This is a genomic window from Streptomyces sp. NPDC102462 (genome assembly GCF_044765425.1).
GTDB lineage: Bacteria > Actinomycetota > Actinomycetes > Streptomycetales > Streptomycetaceae > Streptomyces.
Window position 1 is genome coordinate 27,353 of record NZ_JBIWKB010000012.1, and the last position, 15,256, is coordinate 42,608.

13 protein-coding genes are annotated in these 15,256 nt (G+C 70.2%); 5 read left to right on the forward strand and 8 right to left on the reverse strand.

Annotation, left to right across the window (positions count from 1 at the left end; genetic code table 11):
- The first annotated feature begins 404 nt into the window (after nucleotides 1–404).
- The 3 genes from ACIRFL_RS13210 to ACIRFL_RS13220 all read left to right on the forward strand — a co-directional run bounded on the left by ACIRFL_RS13210 (nucleotide 405) and on the right by ACIRFL_RS13220 (nucleotide 5,267).
- Nucleotides 405–1,706, forward strand: a complete 1,302-nt coding sequence (locus ACIRFL_RS13210; RefSeq protein WP_404027397.1) for an MFS transporter — start codon at nucleotides 405–407, stop codon at nucleotides 1,704–1,706.
- Nucleotides 1,707–1,989: 283 nt separating this feature from the next.
- Nucleotides 1,990–3,600, forward strand: a complete 1,611-nt coding sequence (gene cimA, locus ACIRFL_RS13215) for a citramalate synthase (RefSeq protein ID WP_404027400.1) — start codon at nucleotides 1,990–1,992, stop codon at nucleotides 3,598–3,600.
- A gap of 290 nt (nucleotides 3,601–3,890) precedes the next feature.
- Entirely contained in the window at nucleotides 3,891–5,267 is a 1,377-nt protein-coding gene (locus tag ACIRFL_RS13220; protein WP_404027402.1) for a hypothetical protein, read from the forward strand.
- A gap of 27 nt (nucleotides 5,268–5,294) precedes the next feature.
- Here ACIRFL_RS13220 and ACIRFL_RS13225 read toward each other — a convergent pair whose 3' ends face one another.
- Nucleotides 5,295–5,894, reverse strand: a complete 600-nt coding sequence (locus tag ACIRFL_RS13225) for a YceI family protein (RefSeq protein ID WP_404027404.1) — start codon at nucleotides 5,892–5,894, stop codon at nucleotides 5,295–5,297.
- A gap of 402 nt (nucleotides 5,895–6,296) precedes the next feature.
- Between ACIRFL_RS13225 and ACIRFL_RS13230 the strand changes: the two genes are divergently transcribed.
- Both ACIRFL_RS13230 and ACIRFL_RS13235 read left to right on the forward strand, forming a co-directional pair.
- Nucleotides 6,297–7,892 (forward strand): acyl-CoA carboxylase subunit beta, encoded by a 1,596-nt coding sequence (locus tag ACIRFL_RS13230; RefSeq protein WP_404027406.1) that lies wholly within the window; start codon nucleotides 6,297–6,299, stop codon nucleotides 7,890–7,892.
- Between the two features lie 66 nt (nucleotides 7,893–7,958).
- Nucleotides 7,959–8,153: an acyl-CoA carboxylase subunit epsilon gene (locus ACIRFL_RS13235; protein WP_404027407.1), complete on the forward strand. Its 195-nt coding sequence runs from the start codon at nucleotides 7,959–7,961 to the stop codon at nucleotides 8,151–8,153.
- 302 nt (nucleotides 8,154–8,455) lie between these two features.
- Here the strand turns inward: ACIRFL_RS13235 and ACIRFL_RS13240 are convergent, their stop codons facing one another.
- The 7 genes from ACIRFL_RS13240 to ACIRFL_RS13270 form a co-directional block, all read right to left on the reverse strand.
- Complete coding sequence (locus ACIRFL_RS13240) at nucleotides 8,456–9,037, reverse strand: ATP/GTP-binding protein (protein ID WP_029183992.1); 582 nt, start codon at nucleotides 9,035–9,037, stop codon at nucleotides 8,456–8,458.
- Nucleotides 9,018–9,587, reverse strand: a complete 570-nt coding sequence (locus ACIRFL_RS13245) for a DUF742 domain-containing protein (RefSeq protein ID WP_404027410.1) — start codon at nucleotides 9,585–9,587, stop codon at nucleotides 9,018–9,020. Before ACIRFL_RS13245 ends, ACIRFL_RS13240 begins: the two co-directional genes overlap by 20 nt.
- Nucleotides 9,588–9,682: 95 nt before the next feature.
- Nucleotides 9,683–10,096 (reverse strand): roadblock/LC7 domain-containing protein, encoded by a 414-nt coding sequence (locus ACIRFL_RS13250; RefSeq protein ID WP_004983065.1) that lies wholly within the window; start codon nucleotides 10,094–10,096, stop codon nucleotides 9,683–9,685.
- 10 nt (nucleotides 10,097–10,106) lie between these two features.
- Nucleotides 10,107–13,373: a nitrate- and nitrite sensing domain-containing protein gene (locus ACIRFL_RS13255; RefSeq protein WP_404027412.1), complete on the reverse strand. Its 3,267-nt coding sequence runs from the start codon at nucleotides 13,371–13,373 to the stop codon at nucleotides 10,107–10,109.
- Between the two features lie 395 nt (nucleotides 13,374–13,768).
- Entirely contained in the window at nucleotides 13,769–14,344 is a 576-nt protein-coding gene (locus ACIRFL_RS13260) for a GTP-binding protein (protein WP_404027414.1), read from the reverse strand.
- A complete protein-coding gene (locus ACIRFL_RS13265; RefSeq protein WP_121890765.1) occupies nucleotides 14,325–14,723 on the reverse strand; it encodes a DUF742 domain-containing protein in 399 nt (132 codons plus the stop codon). The genes ACIRFL_RS13260 and ACIRFL_RS13265 overlap by 20 nt, the downstream gene beginning before the upstream one ends.
- A 111-nt stretch (nucleotides 14,724–14,834) precedes the next feature.
- The gene (locus tag ACIRFL_RS13270; RefSeq protein ID WP_404027637.1) at nucleotides 14,835–15,248 is read right to left on the reverse strand and encodes a roadblock/LC7 domain-containing protein; all 414 of its coding nucleotides are present in this window, start codon (nucleotides 15,246–15,248) and stop codon (nucleotides 14,835–14,837) included.
- Nucleotides 15,249–15,256 lie beyond the last annotated feature (8 nt).

Consider the following 15,256-nt stretch of genomic DNA (forward strand, 5'->3'; position numbering starts at 1 on the left):
GCAGGCGCGCCCCCAAAGGGGCGCGGGGAACGGCGCGAGCAACCACGACGCTCCCGCACCCGCCAACGTGTCCGAACCCCCGGTCTCTTGGGCGCCCGTCGCCGGAGGCAGGCGCGCCCCCAAAGGGGCGCGGGGAACGGCGCGAGCAACCACCATGCTCCCGCACCCGTCGGCAAACCTGAACCCCCGGTCTCTTGGGCGCCCGTCGCCGGAGGCAGGCGCGCCCCCAAAGGGGCGCGGGGAACGGCGCGAGCAACCACGACGCTCCCGCACCCGCCAACGTGTCCGAACCCCCGGTCTCTTGGGCGCCCCCACAACCGCCGGAGGCCCACGCGGTCGTGAACGCAATGAACACAATGCGGTTCACTCTTGTCGCACCTGCGAACCCCCGGCACGTTACGTCCATGGGACGAGAGCACTGGAAAAGGATCTGGATCGGCTCGGCGGGCAACATGGTCGAGTGGTTCGACTGGTTCGTGTACGCGAGCTTCGCCACCTACTTCGCCGGGGCGTTCTTCCCGAGCGGCAACCCCACCGCCCAGCTGATGAACACCGCCGGCATCTTCGCCGTCGGCTTCTTCATGCGCCCGGTCGGCGGCTGGCTGCTGGGCCGGGTGGGCGACCGCAGGGGACGCAAGGCGGCGCTGACCCTGACGGTCACGCTGATGTCCGCGTCCGCGGTGCTCATCGCCGTCGCGCCGACCTACGCGGTGGCCGGCTACGGCGGCGCGCTCGTCCTGCTCGTCGCCCGTCTGCTGCAAGGGCTCTCGGTGGGCGGCGAGTACGCGGCCAGCGCCACCTACCTCACCGAGGCGACGGACCCGCGCAGACGCGGCTTCGCCTCCAGCTTCCAGTACGTGTCCATGACCGCGGGCCAGATCGTCGGCCTCGGCCTGCTGATCGTCCTGCAGCGCACCATGTCCGACGACGCGCTGCACAGCTACGGCTGGCGCATCCCGTTCGTGGTGGGCGCGCTCGGCGCCGCGGTCGTCTTCTACCTGCGCCGCACCATGCTGGAGACCGAGGTGTACGCGGAGGACACCTCGGGCAGCGAGGAGCGCGGCACCCTGCGCGCCCTGTGGCGGCACCGGCGGGAGGCGTTCCTGGTCATCGCGCTGACCATGGGCGGCACCGTCGCCTACTACACGTACACCACCTACCTCACCAAGTACCTGTCGAACTCGGCGGGCCTGGCCAAGGAGACCGCCACCCTCGTCTCCTTCACCGCGCTGATCGTCTTCGCCTGTCTGCAACCCCTCGCGGGCCGGCTCTCCGACCGGATCGGCCGCCGCCCCCTGCTGATCACCTTCGCGGTCGGCTGCACCGTGCTCACCGTGCCGATCATGACCCTGCTGAAGCACGCGGACGGCTACTGGCCCGCCCTCGGCCTCACCCTGCTCGCGCTCGTCGTGGTCACCGGCTACACCTCCATCAACGCGTGCGTGAAGGCGGAGCTGTTCCCGACCGGGGTACGCGCGCTCGGCGTGGCGCTGCCCTACGCGATCGCCAACGCCCTGTTCGGCGGCACGGCGGAATACGTCGCCCTGTGGTTCAAGAACGCGGGCGCGGAGTCCGGCTTCTTCTGGTACGTGGCCGGCTGTGCCGCGGTGTCCCTCGTGGTGTACATCACCATGCGGGAGACGAAGGACCTGGATCTGACCCGGGTGCCGTCTCGCGAGGCGTCTCGTGTGACGACCGCATCCTGAGACGGGCGGTGAGCCGGGGGCGGAATGTGCCACACTGCCCCCGTGCTCTCGTTCGCCATGATTATTGGCAGCAGGCGCGCCGGTCCGCAGTGACCACCACGTACGACCAGGTACGGGTGGCCACCGTCGTCCTCGACCCGCGCGCAGACCTCTCGCACCCGCGAGGGGTTTTTTCGTTTCCTGGCCCATCGTCAGCCGGGAACGGAGCGCGGGGGAGTATTGGGGGGACGGTGGAGCCGGTCATTCCGGTACGACCGAGATCCCAAACAGGAGCCTTGAGACCATGACCGAGACGGAAACCAGCGAGCTCGACGACTCGTTCCACGTCTTCGACACCACGCTGCGCGACGGCGCGCAGCGCGAGGGCATCAACCTCACCGTCGCGGACAAGCTCGCCATCGCACGGCACCTGGACGACTTCGGAGTGGGCTTCATCGAGGGCGGGTGGCCCGGCGCGAACCCCCGCGACACCGAGTTCTTCGCCCGCGCCCGGCAGGAGATCGACTTCCGGCACGCCCAGCTCGTCGCCTTCGGCTCGACCCGTCGCGCGGGCGCCAAGGCCGCGGACGACCCGCAGGTCAGGGCGCTCCTGGAGTCCGGCGCCCCGGTCATCACGCTGGTCGCCAAGTCACACGACCGGCACGTGGAGCTGGCGCTGCGCACCACGCTCGACGAGAACCTGGAGATGGTCCGCGACACCGTGTCCCATCTGCGCGCGCAGGGCCGCCGGGTGTTCGTCGACTGCGAGCACTTCTTCGACGGTTACCGGGCCAACCCCGAGTACGCGAAGGCGGTCGTGCGGACCGCCGCGGAGGCCGGCGCCGACGTGGTGGTGCTGTGCGACACCAACGGCGGCATGCTGCCCGCCCAGATCCAGGCCGTGGTCGCCACGGTCCTCGCGGACACCGGCGCCCGGCTCGGCATCCACGCCCAGGACGACACGGGCTGCGCGGTGGCCAACACCCTCGCGGCCGTGGACGCCGGCGCCACCCATGTGCAGTGCACCGCGAACGGCTACGGCGAGCGGGTCGGCAACGCCAACCTGTTCCCGGTGGTCGCGGCCCTGGAGCTGAAGTACGGCAAGAAGGTCCTCCCGGAGGGCCGGCTGCGTGAGACGACGCGCATCTCGCACGCGATCGCCGAGGTCGTCAACCTCACCCCGTCCACCCACCAGCCGTACGTCGGCGTCTCAGCCTTCGCCCACAAGGCCGGCCTGCACGCCTCCGCCATCAAGGTCGACCCGGACCTGTACCAGCACATCGACCCCGAACGGGTCGGCAACACCATGCGCATGCTGGTCTCCGACATGGCGGGCCGCGCCTCCATCGAGCTGAAGGGCAGAGAACTCGGCATCGACCTGAGCGGCGACCGCGAACTGGTCGGCCGGGTCGTCGAGCGGGTCAAGGAACGCGAGCTGAAGGGCTACACCTACGAGGCTGCGGACGCCTCGTTCGAGCTGCTGCTGCGCGCGGAGGCGGAGGGCAGGCCCCTGACCTACTTCCGGGTCGAGTCCTGGCGGGCCATCGTTGAGGACCGCCCCGACGGCACCCACGCCAACGAGGCCACGGTCAAGCTCTGGGCCAAGGGCGAGCGCATCGTCGCCACGGCGGAGGGCAACGGCCCGGTCAACGCCCTCGACCGGGCCCTGCGCGTTGCGCTGGAGAAGATCTACCCGCAGCTCGCCAAGCTCGACCTCGTCGACTACAAGGTCCGCATCCTGGAAGGCAAGCACGGCACCCAGTCCACGACCCGCGTCCTGATCGCCACCTCCGACGGCAGCGGCGAATGGTCCACGGTGGGCGTAGCCGAAAACGTCATCGCAGCCTCCTGGCAGGCCCTGGAGGACGCCTACACCTACGGCCTCCTCCGAGCAGGAGTAGAACCAGCGAAGTAACCCCAGACGCCCCAACCCCCGCGCCCCGACAGGGGCGCGGGGAACGGCGCGACCAGCCACACCAGGGCCGCAGCCGCCGGACAACCGTCACGCTCCTACCCGTGCTGCGCCCGGGCGGCTTGGCGCCGGCGCCCCGACAGGGGCGCGGGGAACGGCGCGACCAGCCACACCAGGGCCGCAGCCGCCCGACAACCGTCACGCCCCTACCCGTGCTGCGCCCGGGCACCTCCGCGCCGGTGCCTAATGCCCACGGACAACCCCGTAGGGCAGGCTTCGGGTAGCTTCGAAGGATGAAGGCCGTTCCGAGGGCCGCACCCGCGGCCGTACGACGGACCCGAAGCCTCCCGGCACTGCTGCTGGCCGCCTTGGCGCTCATCGCCATGACCACGTTCGCGCCCGGCGCCACCGCGGCCACCAGCGTCTCGTCCATCGCGGACGCCCTCCGCAAGGGCCCGGTGTACGTCGACCCGGCGGCCACCGGACAGCTGTCGACGGCGGACGCGCGGACGCTGACCGGCCGGATCGAGGCGGCCGGCAAGCCCGTCTTCATCGCCGTCCTGCCGGCCGGCTACCCCACCCGGAACCTGTTCACCGACCTGCGCACCGCCACCGGCGTCACCGGCCTGTACGCCGTCCGCCTCGGCGACCGCTTCGACGCCCGCGCCGACTCCTCCGTCCTGTCCCGCACAGCCGTGCGCAACCTCGTCACCAGCGTCCAGGGCGAGAGTGCCGGCACCCAGCTGACCGACTTCACCGACCGCGCCTTCGCCCACATGGGCGGGCGGGCCCCGGCGTCCTGGCGCTTCTCGGGCGGCGCCGGCGGCTCATCGGGTACGGCGCTGATCGTCACGGCCGCCGTGCTGGTCGCCGGCGGGCTCGGCGCCTACGCCCTCGTGCGGCGCGGCCGTCGGCACCAGGAGCAGGAACGGCGGGCCGCCCTCGACCGGCTGCGGGTGGTCGTGGACGAGGACATCACCGCGTTCGGCGAGGAGCTGGACCGGCTGGACTTCCACCCGGCCGAGGCCGGCGCCGACGACGCGATGCGCGCGGACTACGAGCGGGCGCTGGACGCCTACGAGCAGGCGAAGCAGTACATGGCGGACGCCCGCGGACCCGAGGACGTACGCGCCGTCACCCAGGCCCTGGAGGACGGCCGCTTCTCGCTGGCGCAGCTGTCCGCCCGCCGTGCGGGCCGTCCGCTGCCGGCCCGCCGCCCGCCCTGCTTCTTCGACCCCCGCCACGGGCCTTCGGTCACCGACGCCGCCTGGACCCCGCCGGGCGGCACCGCGCGCGAGGTCCCGGTCTGCGCGGCCGACGCCAGCCGCCTGGCCGACGGCCGGGACCCGGCGGTCCGCGAGGTCGACACCGACCACGGCCGCCGCCCCTACTGGGACGCGGGCCCGGTCTACGGCCCCTGGGCGGGCGGCTACTTCGGCGGCGGCATCCTGCCCGGCCTCCTCGTCGGCACGCTGCTCGGCAGCGCGCTGGCCGCCCCGGCGTACGCGGCCGACTACGGCACCGGCTCCGGCGACTTCGGCGCGGGCGGCTACCAGGGCGGTGATGTGTCGGGCGCCGATTTCGACCCCGACGACTTCGGGGGCGGGTTCGGCGACGGCGGCGGCTTCGACGGGGGAGGGGGCGGCGGCGACTTCGGCGGTGGGTTCTGAGGCCGGGCCCCAAAGGGGACCGGCGGCTCAGGCGTTCTTGATCGCCGAGATGTCGAAGTTCAGCTTGATCTTGTCGGAGACCAGGACACCACCCGTCTCCAGGGTCGCGTTCCAGGTCAGACCCCACTCGGAGCGCAGGATCTCCGCCTTGCCCTCGAACCCGACGCGCTCGTTACCGAAGGGGTCCTTGGCGGAGCCGTTGAACTCGAGGTCGATGGAGAGCGGCTTGGTGACACCGAGGATGGACAGGTCACCGGTGATGCGGTACTCGTCACCGCCCAGGAACTCCGCCTTGGTGGAGCGGAAGGTCATCGTCGGGAACTCGTCGGTCTTGAAGAAGTCGGCCGACTTCAGGTGGCCGTCCCGGTCGGCGTTGCCGGTCTCGATGCTGTCCATCGTGAGGTCCAGCGAGGCGGTCGACTTGGTCGGGTCGGTGCCGTCGAGGTGCAGCGTGCCGGACAGCTCCGTGAAGCTGCCCTTGACGTTGGTGACCATGGCGTGGCGGGCCACGAAGCCGATCGTGGTGTGGGCGGGGTCGATCGTGTAGTCGCCGGTGACCGAGGCCAGGTCGGGGCTCACCGCCGCGGCGGTGGTCTGGTCGGCGTGCTTGCTGCCGAAGATGCCCATTTCGTGCTCCTTGGGGACGAAGAGATCATTGATGTTGAATGTTCAATGAGCTGTCGGTGAAGACCGTAGACCCATCCGGTTCAATATTCAACATCATTCGTCGGCGTGTCGCCCCTTCTACGCTGTGTCACGCGATTCCCCGACGGGACGGCCGTACCGCTAGGCTCTCCGCGGACCGCCGTCCGAGGGTCCCCGTCACTCCGGCGATGGCATGTGCCGTGCGCGAATGCGGGGTGGCTCCCCGGTGACGACTTTGTTGCCTCTCCACAAGCGCGACACCCTCTGAGCAGTCGGAACGGCTGCATGGCGGTGAGGTTCTGTTCAGGGGTACCAGGAAAACGGGCCGGAGACTGTACGGAGTCGACGGCTCGCTTTTCTTGGTGTCCTTCGTAAGGTCACTACATGACCGTTTTGGAAGAGACGACGGGTGAGCCGGCCGGCGAACCGGCGGACGCGCGCGGGCGGGTCGCCGAGTTGCACGACATCCGTGCGCGGGCGCTGGCGGGCCCCAGCGAGAAGGCGACCGAGGCCCAGCACGCCAAGGGCAAGCTGACGGCGCGGGAGCGGATCGAGCTGCTTCTGGACGCGGGGTCCTTCCAGGAGGTCGAGCAGCTGCGCCGGCACCGGGCGACCGGGTTCGGCCTGGAGGCCAAGAAGCCGTACACGGACGGTGTGATCACCGGCTGGGGCACGGTGGAGGGCCGTACGGTCTTCGTCTACGCCCATGACTTCCGGATCTTCGGCGGCGCGCTGGGCGAGGCGCACGCCACCAAGATCCACAAGATCATGGACATGGCCATCGCGGCCGGTGCCCCGCTGGTGTCCCTGAACGACGGCGCGGGCGCCCGGATCCAGGAGGGTGTCTCCGCGCTGGCCGGCTACGGCGGCATCTTCCAGCGCAACACCAAGGCGTCGGGCGTCATCCCGCAGATCAGCGTGATGCTCGGGCCGTGCGCCGGCGGCGCCGCCTACAGCCCGGCGCTCACCGACTTCGTGTTCATGGTCCGTGAGACCTCGCAGATGTTCATCACCGGGCCCGACGTGGTCAAGGCGGTCACCGGCGAGGAGATCACCCAGAACGGCCTGGGCGGGGCCGATGTGCACGCCGAGACCTCCGGGGTGTGCCACTTCGCCTACGACGACGAGGAGACCTGCATCGCGGAGGTGCGCTACCTCCTGTCGCTGCTGCCGCAGAACAACCGCGAGAACCCGCCGCGCGTGGAGTCGGCCGACCCGGTGGACCGGCGCGGCGAGGCCCTGCTCGACCTGGTCCCGGCGGACGGCAACCGCCCCTACGACATGGCCAAGGTCATCGAGGAGATCGTCGACGACGGCGAGTACCTGGAGGTCCACGAGCGCTGGGCCCGCAACATCATCTGCGCGCTGGCCCGCATCGACGGACAGGTCGTCGGCATCGTCGCCAACCAGCCGCAGGTGCTCGCGGGCGTGCTGGACATCGAGGCGAGTGAAAAAGCTGCGCGCTTTGTTCAGATGTGTGACGCTTTTAACGTCCCGATCGTCACCTTCCTGGATGTCCCTGGATTCCTCCCCGGTGTCGACCAGGAGCACGGCGGGATCATTCGGCACGGCGCGAAGCTGCTGTACGCCTACTGCAACGCGACCGTGCCGAGGATCTCGCTCATCCTCCGCAAGGCGTACGGAGGCGCGTACATCGTCATGGACAGCCAGTCCATCGGCGCCGACCTCACCTACGCCTGGCCCACCAACGAGATCGCGGTGATGGGCGCGGACGGCGCGGCCAACGTCATCTTCCGCCGGCAGATCGCCGAGGCCGAGGACCCCGAGGCCATGCGGCAGAAGATGGTCAAGGAGTACAAGGCCGAGCTGATGCACCCGTACTACGCGGCGGAGCGCGGCCTGGTGGACGACGTCATCGACCCGGCCGAGACCCGTGAGGTGCTGGCCAAGTCCCTGGCGATGCTGCACACCAAGCACGCCGACCTGCCCTCGCGCAAGCACGGCAACCCCCCGCAGTGACCCCGGCGGACCCGCGGTAACCCACTGGTTCCCGCGCGGAAACCTCTCTCACGGAGACTGACAGCCATGAACACTCCCGACATCCGCGTCGAGAAGGGCCACGCCGAGCCCGAGGAGGTCGCCGCGATAACGGCGATCCTGCTGGCCCGTGCCGCCGCCCGCAGCGTTGCGGCTGCCCCCGCGCACCGAGGCCGCGCCAAGGCAGGCTGGCGCCGCCTGGACCGCGAGCCCACCTTCCGAGCCCCCCACAGCTGGCACTGACCCCCCCCAACACCAAGAAGGGGCCCCTCCACTGAGAGGGGCCCCTTCTTGGTATTGGGTTTGGGGGAACGCGCCCCGAAGGGGGCGCGGGGAACGGCGCGACCAGCCACGAAGCACCCGCACCCGGCGCACAACCACGAGTGGCACCCCGGTGGCCGTACCACCGGAGCCGGGACGTCTCGAACGCAGAGGGGAACGCGCCCCGATAGGGGCGCGGGGAACGGCGCGAGCGGCCACGAAGCACCCGCACCCGGCGCACAACCACGAGTGGCACCCCGGTGGCCGAACGCCGCCAAAACAACTCAGCGGAGCCGAGCCATCAACGCATGCTCCACGAGAGTGATCAACGCGCTCTTGGCATCCGCCCGATGCCGCGCGTCCGTCGTGATGATCGGCGTGTCCGGCCCGATCTGCAGGGCCTCCCGCACCTCGTCGGGCGAGTACGGCTGATTGCCGTCGAAGCCGTTCAGCGCGATGACGAAGGGGAGACCCGAGTTCTCGAAGTAGTCGACCGCGGGGAAGCAGTCGGCCAGCCGACGCGTGTCGACCAGCACGATCGCGCCGATGGCCCCACGCACCAGGTCGTCCCACATGAACCAGAACCGGTCCTGGCCGGGGGTGCCGAACAGGTACAGGATCAGATCCTGGTCCAGGGTGATGCGGCCGAAGTCCATGGCGACCGTCGTGGTCGTCTTGTCCCCGGTGTGGGTGAGGTCGTCGATGCCTGCCGAAGCGGACGTCATGACGGCCTCTGTGCGCAGCGGGTTGATCTCCGAGACAGCGCCGACGAACGTGGTCTTACCCACGCCGAAGCCGCCCGCCACCACAATCTTCGCGGAGGTGGTGGAGCGGGAAGGACCGCCGCTAGAGCTTGCGAAGTCCACTGAGCACCCTTTCGAGCAGTGTCACGTCTGGCTGGCCACCGGCGTTCTCGTCGCCGCCGGGCTGATGGATGGCGACCAGGCCCGCCTCCGCCAAGTCGGCGACGAGGATCCTGGCCACGCCGAGGGGGATGGTCAGCAACGCCGAGATCTCGGCGACCGACTTGATCTCTCGGCACAGGTGGCAGATCCGCTGATGCTCGGGCAACTGGCCCTGCATCTGGTGCGGCTGCGCGGTGGTGTGCACCAGCGCCTCGATGGCGAGCTGGTACCGCGGGCGGGTCCGTCCGCCGGTCATGGCGTACGGACGCACCAGGGGGTTGTTCGCCGCCGAGGCGGGCGCCGGCTCGGGACGGCGCTGCGGCTGCACCGGCTGGATGCGCGGCGCCGGCGGCTGGTCGTACGGCGAAGGGCCGGGGCCCTGCGGTGCGTACGGCTGCTGGTGGCTCGGGGTGGAGGGGAAGTTGTACCGGTTCGCCGAACCGTCGCCCTGGCCCTGGGCAGGGCCGTACGACCAGTTACCCGCAGACGAACCGTTTGGGGGTGTTGCCACTTTTCTCCTCCTCCGACCGTGCCGGGCACCCGTCCCTGGGAAGCCGCGTCCCGAAACCTTACGGCCCCGGGACCCGAAAACGCACCGTCTGTCTGTTAGTTGAGAAGGCTCCCCTGGAGCTCCGCGCGGAGATCCGGGGTGAGAACCGTGCCCGCGCGGTCCACCAAAAGCGCCATCTCGTACCCGATGAGGCCGATGTCCGCCTCCGGGTGTGCCAGGACTGCGAGGGACGAGCCGTCTGAGATGGACATGATGAAGAGGAATCCCCGCTCCATCTCCACAACCGTCTGATTCACGCTGCCCCCCTCGAAGATCCGGGAGGCGCCTGCCGTCAGAGACGTCAGACCGGAGGCGACGGCCGCGAGCTGGTCGGCGCGGTCGCGGGGAAAGCCTTCGGACATCGCCAGAAGGAGTCCGTCGGCGGAGACCACCACTGTGTGGGACACCCCCGGGGTGTTGTCCACGAAGTTGGTGATCAACCAGTTCAGGTTCTGTGCCGCCTGGCTCATCGGGCTCACACTAACGCTCCTGGTCGTAGGTGCTGTCAGGACCGAAGCCCTGGCCGTTCGTTTCACTGCCTGCGCCCGCGTTGCGTCCGCGCTGGACGCCCCGACGCAGGTTGCTCAGCCGGCCCCGGACGTCTTCCGGGGCACGGGAGACCTGTGGGCCTCCCTGCGGGGTGGCTTCCGCGGCGCCCTCGACCAGGTTGGCCTTGGGCACCCGCCGAGGCAGACCGGAGGCGGTGACCCCGCCTGCCTTGGGCTTGCGCAGCTGCGACGCCTGCTGCCAGCGCTCGTCGTTGGCCGAACGCCAGACGTCTTCGCCGTTGCTCTGCGGTGCGGGAGCCGACGGCTCCTGGTGCGCGCCCGCCGCGCCGCCCGCGCCGTTGCCGTTCGGACCGCTCGCGGTGGATCCGCGGCGGGGCAGCCCGGCGTCGGTCAGCTCGTGGGCGGCGGAGGAAGCCGGTCCCGGACGGTCGAAGCCTACGCGGTCCCGCTCCGTCACGTCACCGGCCTGCGCGGATTCCGTTTCGGCAGCGTACTGGGCCGGATAGCCGTTGTGGTAACCGTCCTGCTGCGGCCAGCCACCCTGCTGGGGCTGCTCCTCGAAGGGGCGGAAGGAGTCGGCCGCGGCGGCGTGGGCGCCGGCCTGCTGCTCCGGCACGGGCTCCGCATAGGACGGCTCGGGGTAGCCGCCGCCCGCCGGGTAGGGGTCGCCCTGCGGGAGGCCGCCGCCCGCCGGGAAGGCGTCGCCCTGCGGGAGGCCGCCGCCCGTCGCGAAGTACTGCTCGTCGTACGCCGCACGGCCCGGCTCCTCGTAGGCCGGCTGCGGGTCGTAGGCCGCGGGCTGTTCCTGGTAGCCGCTACCGCCGGTGTCGTAGCCCGGTGTGCCGAACTCCTCGACGTAGGACGGCGCCTCGGGGGTCTCCTGCTGCGCCTGGGCGGGCTGGGCCGGGTCCTGTGCCTGGGACTCCAGGGCCGCGCGGCGCTCCTCGCGCATCAGCGAGCGGCCCACCGGGTCCAGTTCGCGGATGTCGTCGGGGACGTCGGGGTAGCGGCTGTCGTCGAAGCCGAGTTCGGCGGCGGTGCGCATCGGCGCCGGCTGGGTGAAGTTCTCGCCCTGGAACTGCTGCTCCGGGATGATCTGCGAGACCGTGAACTCCTCGCGGTCCAGGGGCTGTTCACCGCCACCGCCATGGGTGATGGCGTCGGGGAGCATGACCAGGGAGGTGGTGCCCGCCTGCTCTCCGGAGGGCCGCAGCTGGACCCGGATGCCGTGCCGGTCGGACAGGCGGCCGACCACGAACAGGCCCATGCGCTGGGAGACCGCCGCGTCCACGGTCGGCGGGTTGGCGAGCTTGTGGTTGATGTCCGCGAAGTCCTCGGCGGTCAGGCCGATGCCCTTGTCATGGATCTCGATCATGATCCGGCCGTCCGGCAGCCGGGTGGCGGTGACGCGAACCTTGGTCTGCGGAGAGGAGAACGTCGTCGCGTTCTCCAGCAGCTCGGCCAGCAGATGCACGAGGTCGGTGACCGCGCGCCCGTGGATCTCGGCCTCCGGCACGCCCGACAGTTCGATGCGCTCGTACTGCTCCACCTCGGAGGAGGCGGCGCGCAGCACGTCGACGAGCGGGACGGGCTGGTCCCAGCGGCGGCCGGGTTCCTCGCCGGCGAGGACGAGCAGGTTCTCGCCGTTGCGCCGCATACGGGTCGCCAGATGGTCCAGCCGGAACAGGTTCTCCAGCTGGTCCGGGTCGGCCTCGTTGTTCTCCAGGTCGGTGATCAGGGTCAGCTGGCCCTCGATCAGCGACTGGTTGCGGCGCGAGAGATTGGTGAAGATCGCGTTGATGTTGCCCCGCAGCAGGGCCTGCTCGGCGGCGAGCCGGACGGCCTCGCGGTGGACCTGGTCGAAGGCCCGGGCGACCTCGCCGATCTCGTCGGTCGAGGCGATCGGGATCGGGGCGACCCGGGTGTCGACGCGGCCGGGGTCGGTGCGCGAGAGCTGGTCGACCAGCATCGGCAGGCGCTGCTCGGCGATGCCGAAGGCGGCGTTGCGCAGCTGCCGCATGGAGCGGCTCATCTGCCGGGCGACGGCACCGGCCAGGATGAACGCGACGAGCAGCGCGACCACGACCGCGGCACCCGTGATGAGCGCGGAGGTCCGGGCGTCGTCGGCGATGCCGGAGGCCTCGCTCACCGCCTTGTCGGCCAGGTCCGACTCGATCTGGCGGTACGCGTTGAACTTGAGGGTGTTGACCGCCCACCAGTTCTGCGCGGTGATGCCCTTCTGGGCGAGCTGCTCACGGGCGGGCGCGCCGGTGTCCGGCAGCGTGGCCACGGCCGAGACCATCGTGGTCGTGTTGGACGGCGGGGCCACGTACTTCGGGTCCTTGGCCCTGGCCTCCTGGGCCAGCGCGGCGCCGTCGGCCTTGATCTTCTTCTCGGCGTCGACGAGCTTCTGCGCGTCCGCGTCGGTGCCACCGGCGCGGTACTCCTCGACGGCGACCCGCTCCAGGTAGGCGTAGGAGGACAGGGCGACCCGCTGGGTGGCCAGGTTCGGCGCGTCCGGGCCGGGCTTGACCAGCAGATGCATGCCGATGGAACGCTCCAGCGACAGCGCGGCCTTGGTCAGCGAGATGGCGTAGACGGTACGGCCGTAGGAGGTGATGTTGCCGGTGCCCAGACCGAGTTCGTTGGCGAACTCCATCAGGGGATGGGCGATGCCGACGTATCCCTCTTCGGTGTTCACGCCGGTGAGCTTGGTGGTGTAGGCGCTGGCGCGCAGGCCCTGGAGCTTCGGTTCCTCCTGCCGGAACAGCTTCAGACGGCGCTCCAGGCCGGCCTTGTGCGGCATGCCCTGGGCGGCCTCGTCGAAGGCGGCGGCGGCCTGGTCGGTCTTCTTGCGGGTCTCGGCGACGGTGTCCTTGTCGGTGTTCAGCAGCAGGGGCGCCGCGGAGACGTCACGCTCGACGTAGAGGGCGTCGGCATAGGTGAGGGCGGCGCGGACCAGGCGGGCGGTGCTCTCCGCGTCCCGGGCCTCCTGCCAGGTGTCGATCGAACTCTTCACCTGGAAGCCGCCCATGACGAGGCCGACCACCACGGGTATCAGCAGGATCGCGTTCAGCCGGGTGGGCACCCGCCAGTTGCGCGGAGAGAGGCGGCCGCCGCGCGGGGCGGGGGCCGCCGACCGCTCCGGGCCGGGCACAGGGGTGGGCGCCGCAGCGCGCGGCGGCGGGGTGAAGTTTCCCCGGGCCGACGGCTCGGGACCGCTCTTGCTTCGCCTCACTCGACCAACAACCTCTCGGCGGCGGGCACCTACGTCGTGCCGCAGTCTCTCAGAGCCCCGTAGGTCAGGGACCACCCAGCCCCACTCAGCTACTGAGTACGTCTTTGACTAATGGGCAGTTCAGGCATTCCAGCACGTCGACCAGCGCACTTCCAAACAGTGGAAACCAGGGATTCCGAGTGATCCGGACCGCAGATAAAACGGTCATAAAGAGCGAGCCCCGTCAAAAGACGGGGCCTTTGTGAGCGCAGCGGCACCGGTCGACCGCGACGCGTGGCCGTACCATCCGATTCCTCTGCCGAAACGTTATGAACAGCGGAGCCGACCGTGTCAAAAGCCACAGCCCGCTCCGCTGTCCGTACGACAACTGCCGTATGTCACTGCTGACTTGATCGCTACCTCAGCCGTGCCATCAGGGCGTGCTCGACCAGAGTGATCAGCGCGCTCTTGGCGTCGGACCGGTGCCGGGCGTCCGTCGTGATGATCGGCGTGTCCGGCCCGATCTGCAGCGCCTCGCGCACCTCGTCGGGGGTGTACGGCTGGTGGCCGTCGAAGCCGTTGAGCGCGATGACGAACGGCAGACCGCTGTTCTCGAAGTAGTCGACCGCGGGGAAGCAGTCCGCGAGCCGGCGGGTGTCCACCAGGACCACGGCGCCGATGGCGCCGCGCACCAGGTCGTCCCACATGAACCAGAACCGGTCCTGGCCGGGGGTGCCGAACAGGTACAGGATCAGGTCCTGGTCGAGCGTGATGCGGCCGAAGTCCATGGCCACCGTGGTGGTGGTCTTGTCCCCGGTGTGGGTGAGGTCGTCGATGCCCGCGCTGGCGGACGTCATCACGGCCTCCGTGCGCAGCGGGTTGATCTCGGAGACGGCACCGACGAAGGTCGTCTTGCCGACGCCGAAGCCACCCGCCACCACGATCTTCGCGGAGGTGGTGGCCCGGCCCCCGTCAGAGCTTGCGAAGTCCACTGAGCACCCTTTCGAGCAGTGTCACGTCCGGTGCACCGCCGTTGTTCTCGTCGCCACCCGGCTGGTGGATGGCGACCAGGCCGGCCTCGGCGAGGTCGGCGACCAGGATCCGGGCCACGCCCAGGGGCATGGTGAGGAGCGCGGACACCTCGGCCACGGACTTCACCTCGCGGCACAGGTGGCAGATGCGCTGGTGCTCCGGGAGCAGCCCCATGAGCGCTGCCGGGTCGGCCGTGGTGCTGATCAGTGCCTCGATGGCGAGCTGGTAGCGCGGCCGGGTCCGGCCGCCGGTCATCGCGTAGGGACGTACCAGCGGCTGGTCGCCCTCGTCCCCGTACGGCTCCGCGTACGGATCATGAGAGGCGGTGGGCGGGGTCATGAATCCTCCGGGCGGGACAGCAGGTCGGTCAGTCGTGCCGTCTGACGGGGCCGGTGGGGGGTTTGTGGCGGCCGGACGGTGATTTGGTGAGCTGGGTGGATCCGGGGCCGGTCAGTGCAGCAGACTGCCCTGTAGTTCGGCGCGCAGGTCGGGTGTGAGGACGGCGCCCGCGCGGTCGACGAGGAGCGCCATCTCGTAGCCGACGAGGCCGATGTCGCACTCGGGGTGGGCGAGGACGGCGAGGGACGAGCCGTCCGAGATGGACATGAGGAAGAGGAACCCGCGTTCCATCTCGACGACCGTCTGCGACACATCGCCCCCCTCGAAGATCCGGGAGGCCCCGGCCGTCAGCGAGGTGAGCCCGGAGGCGACGGCCGCGAGCTGGTCGGCGCGGTCCCGGGGAAAGCCTTCCGACATCGCCAGAAGGAGTCCGTCGGCGGACACGACGACGGTGTGGGACACCCCGGGGGTGTTGTCCACGAAGTTGGTGATCAACCAGTTGAGATTCTGTGCCGCCTGGCTCATCTGGCTCA

Coding starts and splice junctions, on each gene's coding strand:
- ACIRFL_RS13220 (WP_404027402.1), top strand. CDS start 3,891: ATGAAGGCCGTTCCGAGGGCCGCACCCGCGGCCGTACGACGGACCCGA.
- cimA (WP_404027400.1), top strand. CDS start 1,990: ATGACCGAGACGGAAACCAGCGAGCTCGACGACTCGTTCCACGTCTTC.
- ACIRFL_RS13225 (WP_404027404.1), bottom strand. CDS start 5,894: ATGGGCATCTTCGGCAGCAAGCACGCCGACCAGACCACCGCCGCGGCG.
- ACIRFL_RS13270 (WP_404027637.1), bottom strand. CDS start 15,248: ATGAGCCAGGCGGCACAGAATCTCAACTGGTTGATCACCAACTTCGTG.
- ACIRFL_RS13265 (WP_121890765.1), bottom strand. CDS start 14,723: ATGACCCCGCCCACCGCCTCTCATGATCCGTACGCGGAGCCGTACGGG.
- ACIRFL_RS13250 (WP_004983065.1), bottom strand. CDS start 10,096: ATGAGCCAGGCGGCACAGAACCTGAACTGGTTGATCACCAACTTCGTG.
- ACIRFL_RS13235 (WP_404027407.1), top strand. CDS start 7,959: ATGAACACTCCCGACATCCGCGTCGAGAAGGGCCACGCCGAGCCCGAG.
- ACIRFL_RS13210 (WP_404027397.1), top strand. CDS start 405: ATGGGACGAGAGCACTGGAAAAGGATCTGGATCGGCTCGGCGGGCAAC.
- ACIRFL_RS13230 (WP_404027406.1), top strand. CDS start 6,297: ATGACCGTTTTGGAAGAGACGACGGGTGAGCCGGCCGGCGAACCGGCG.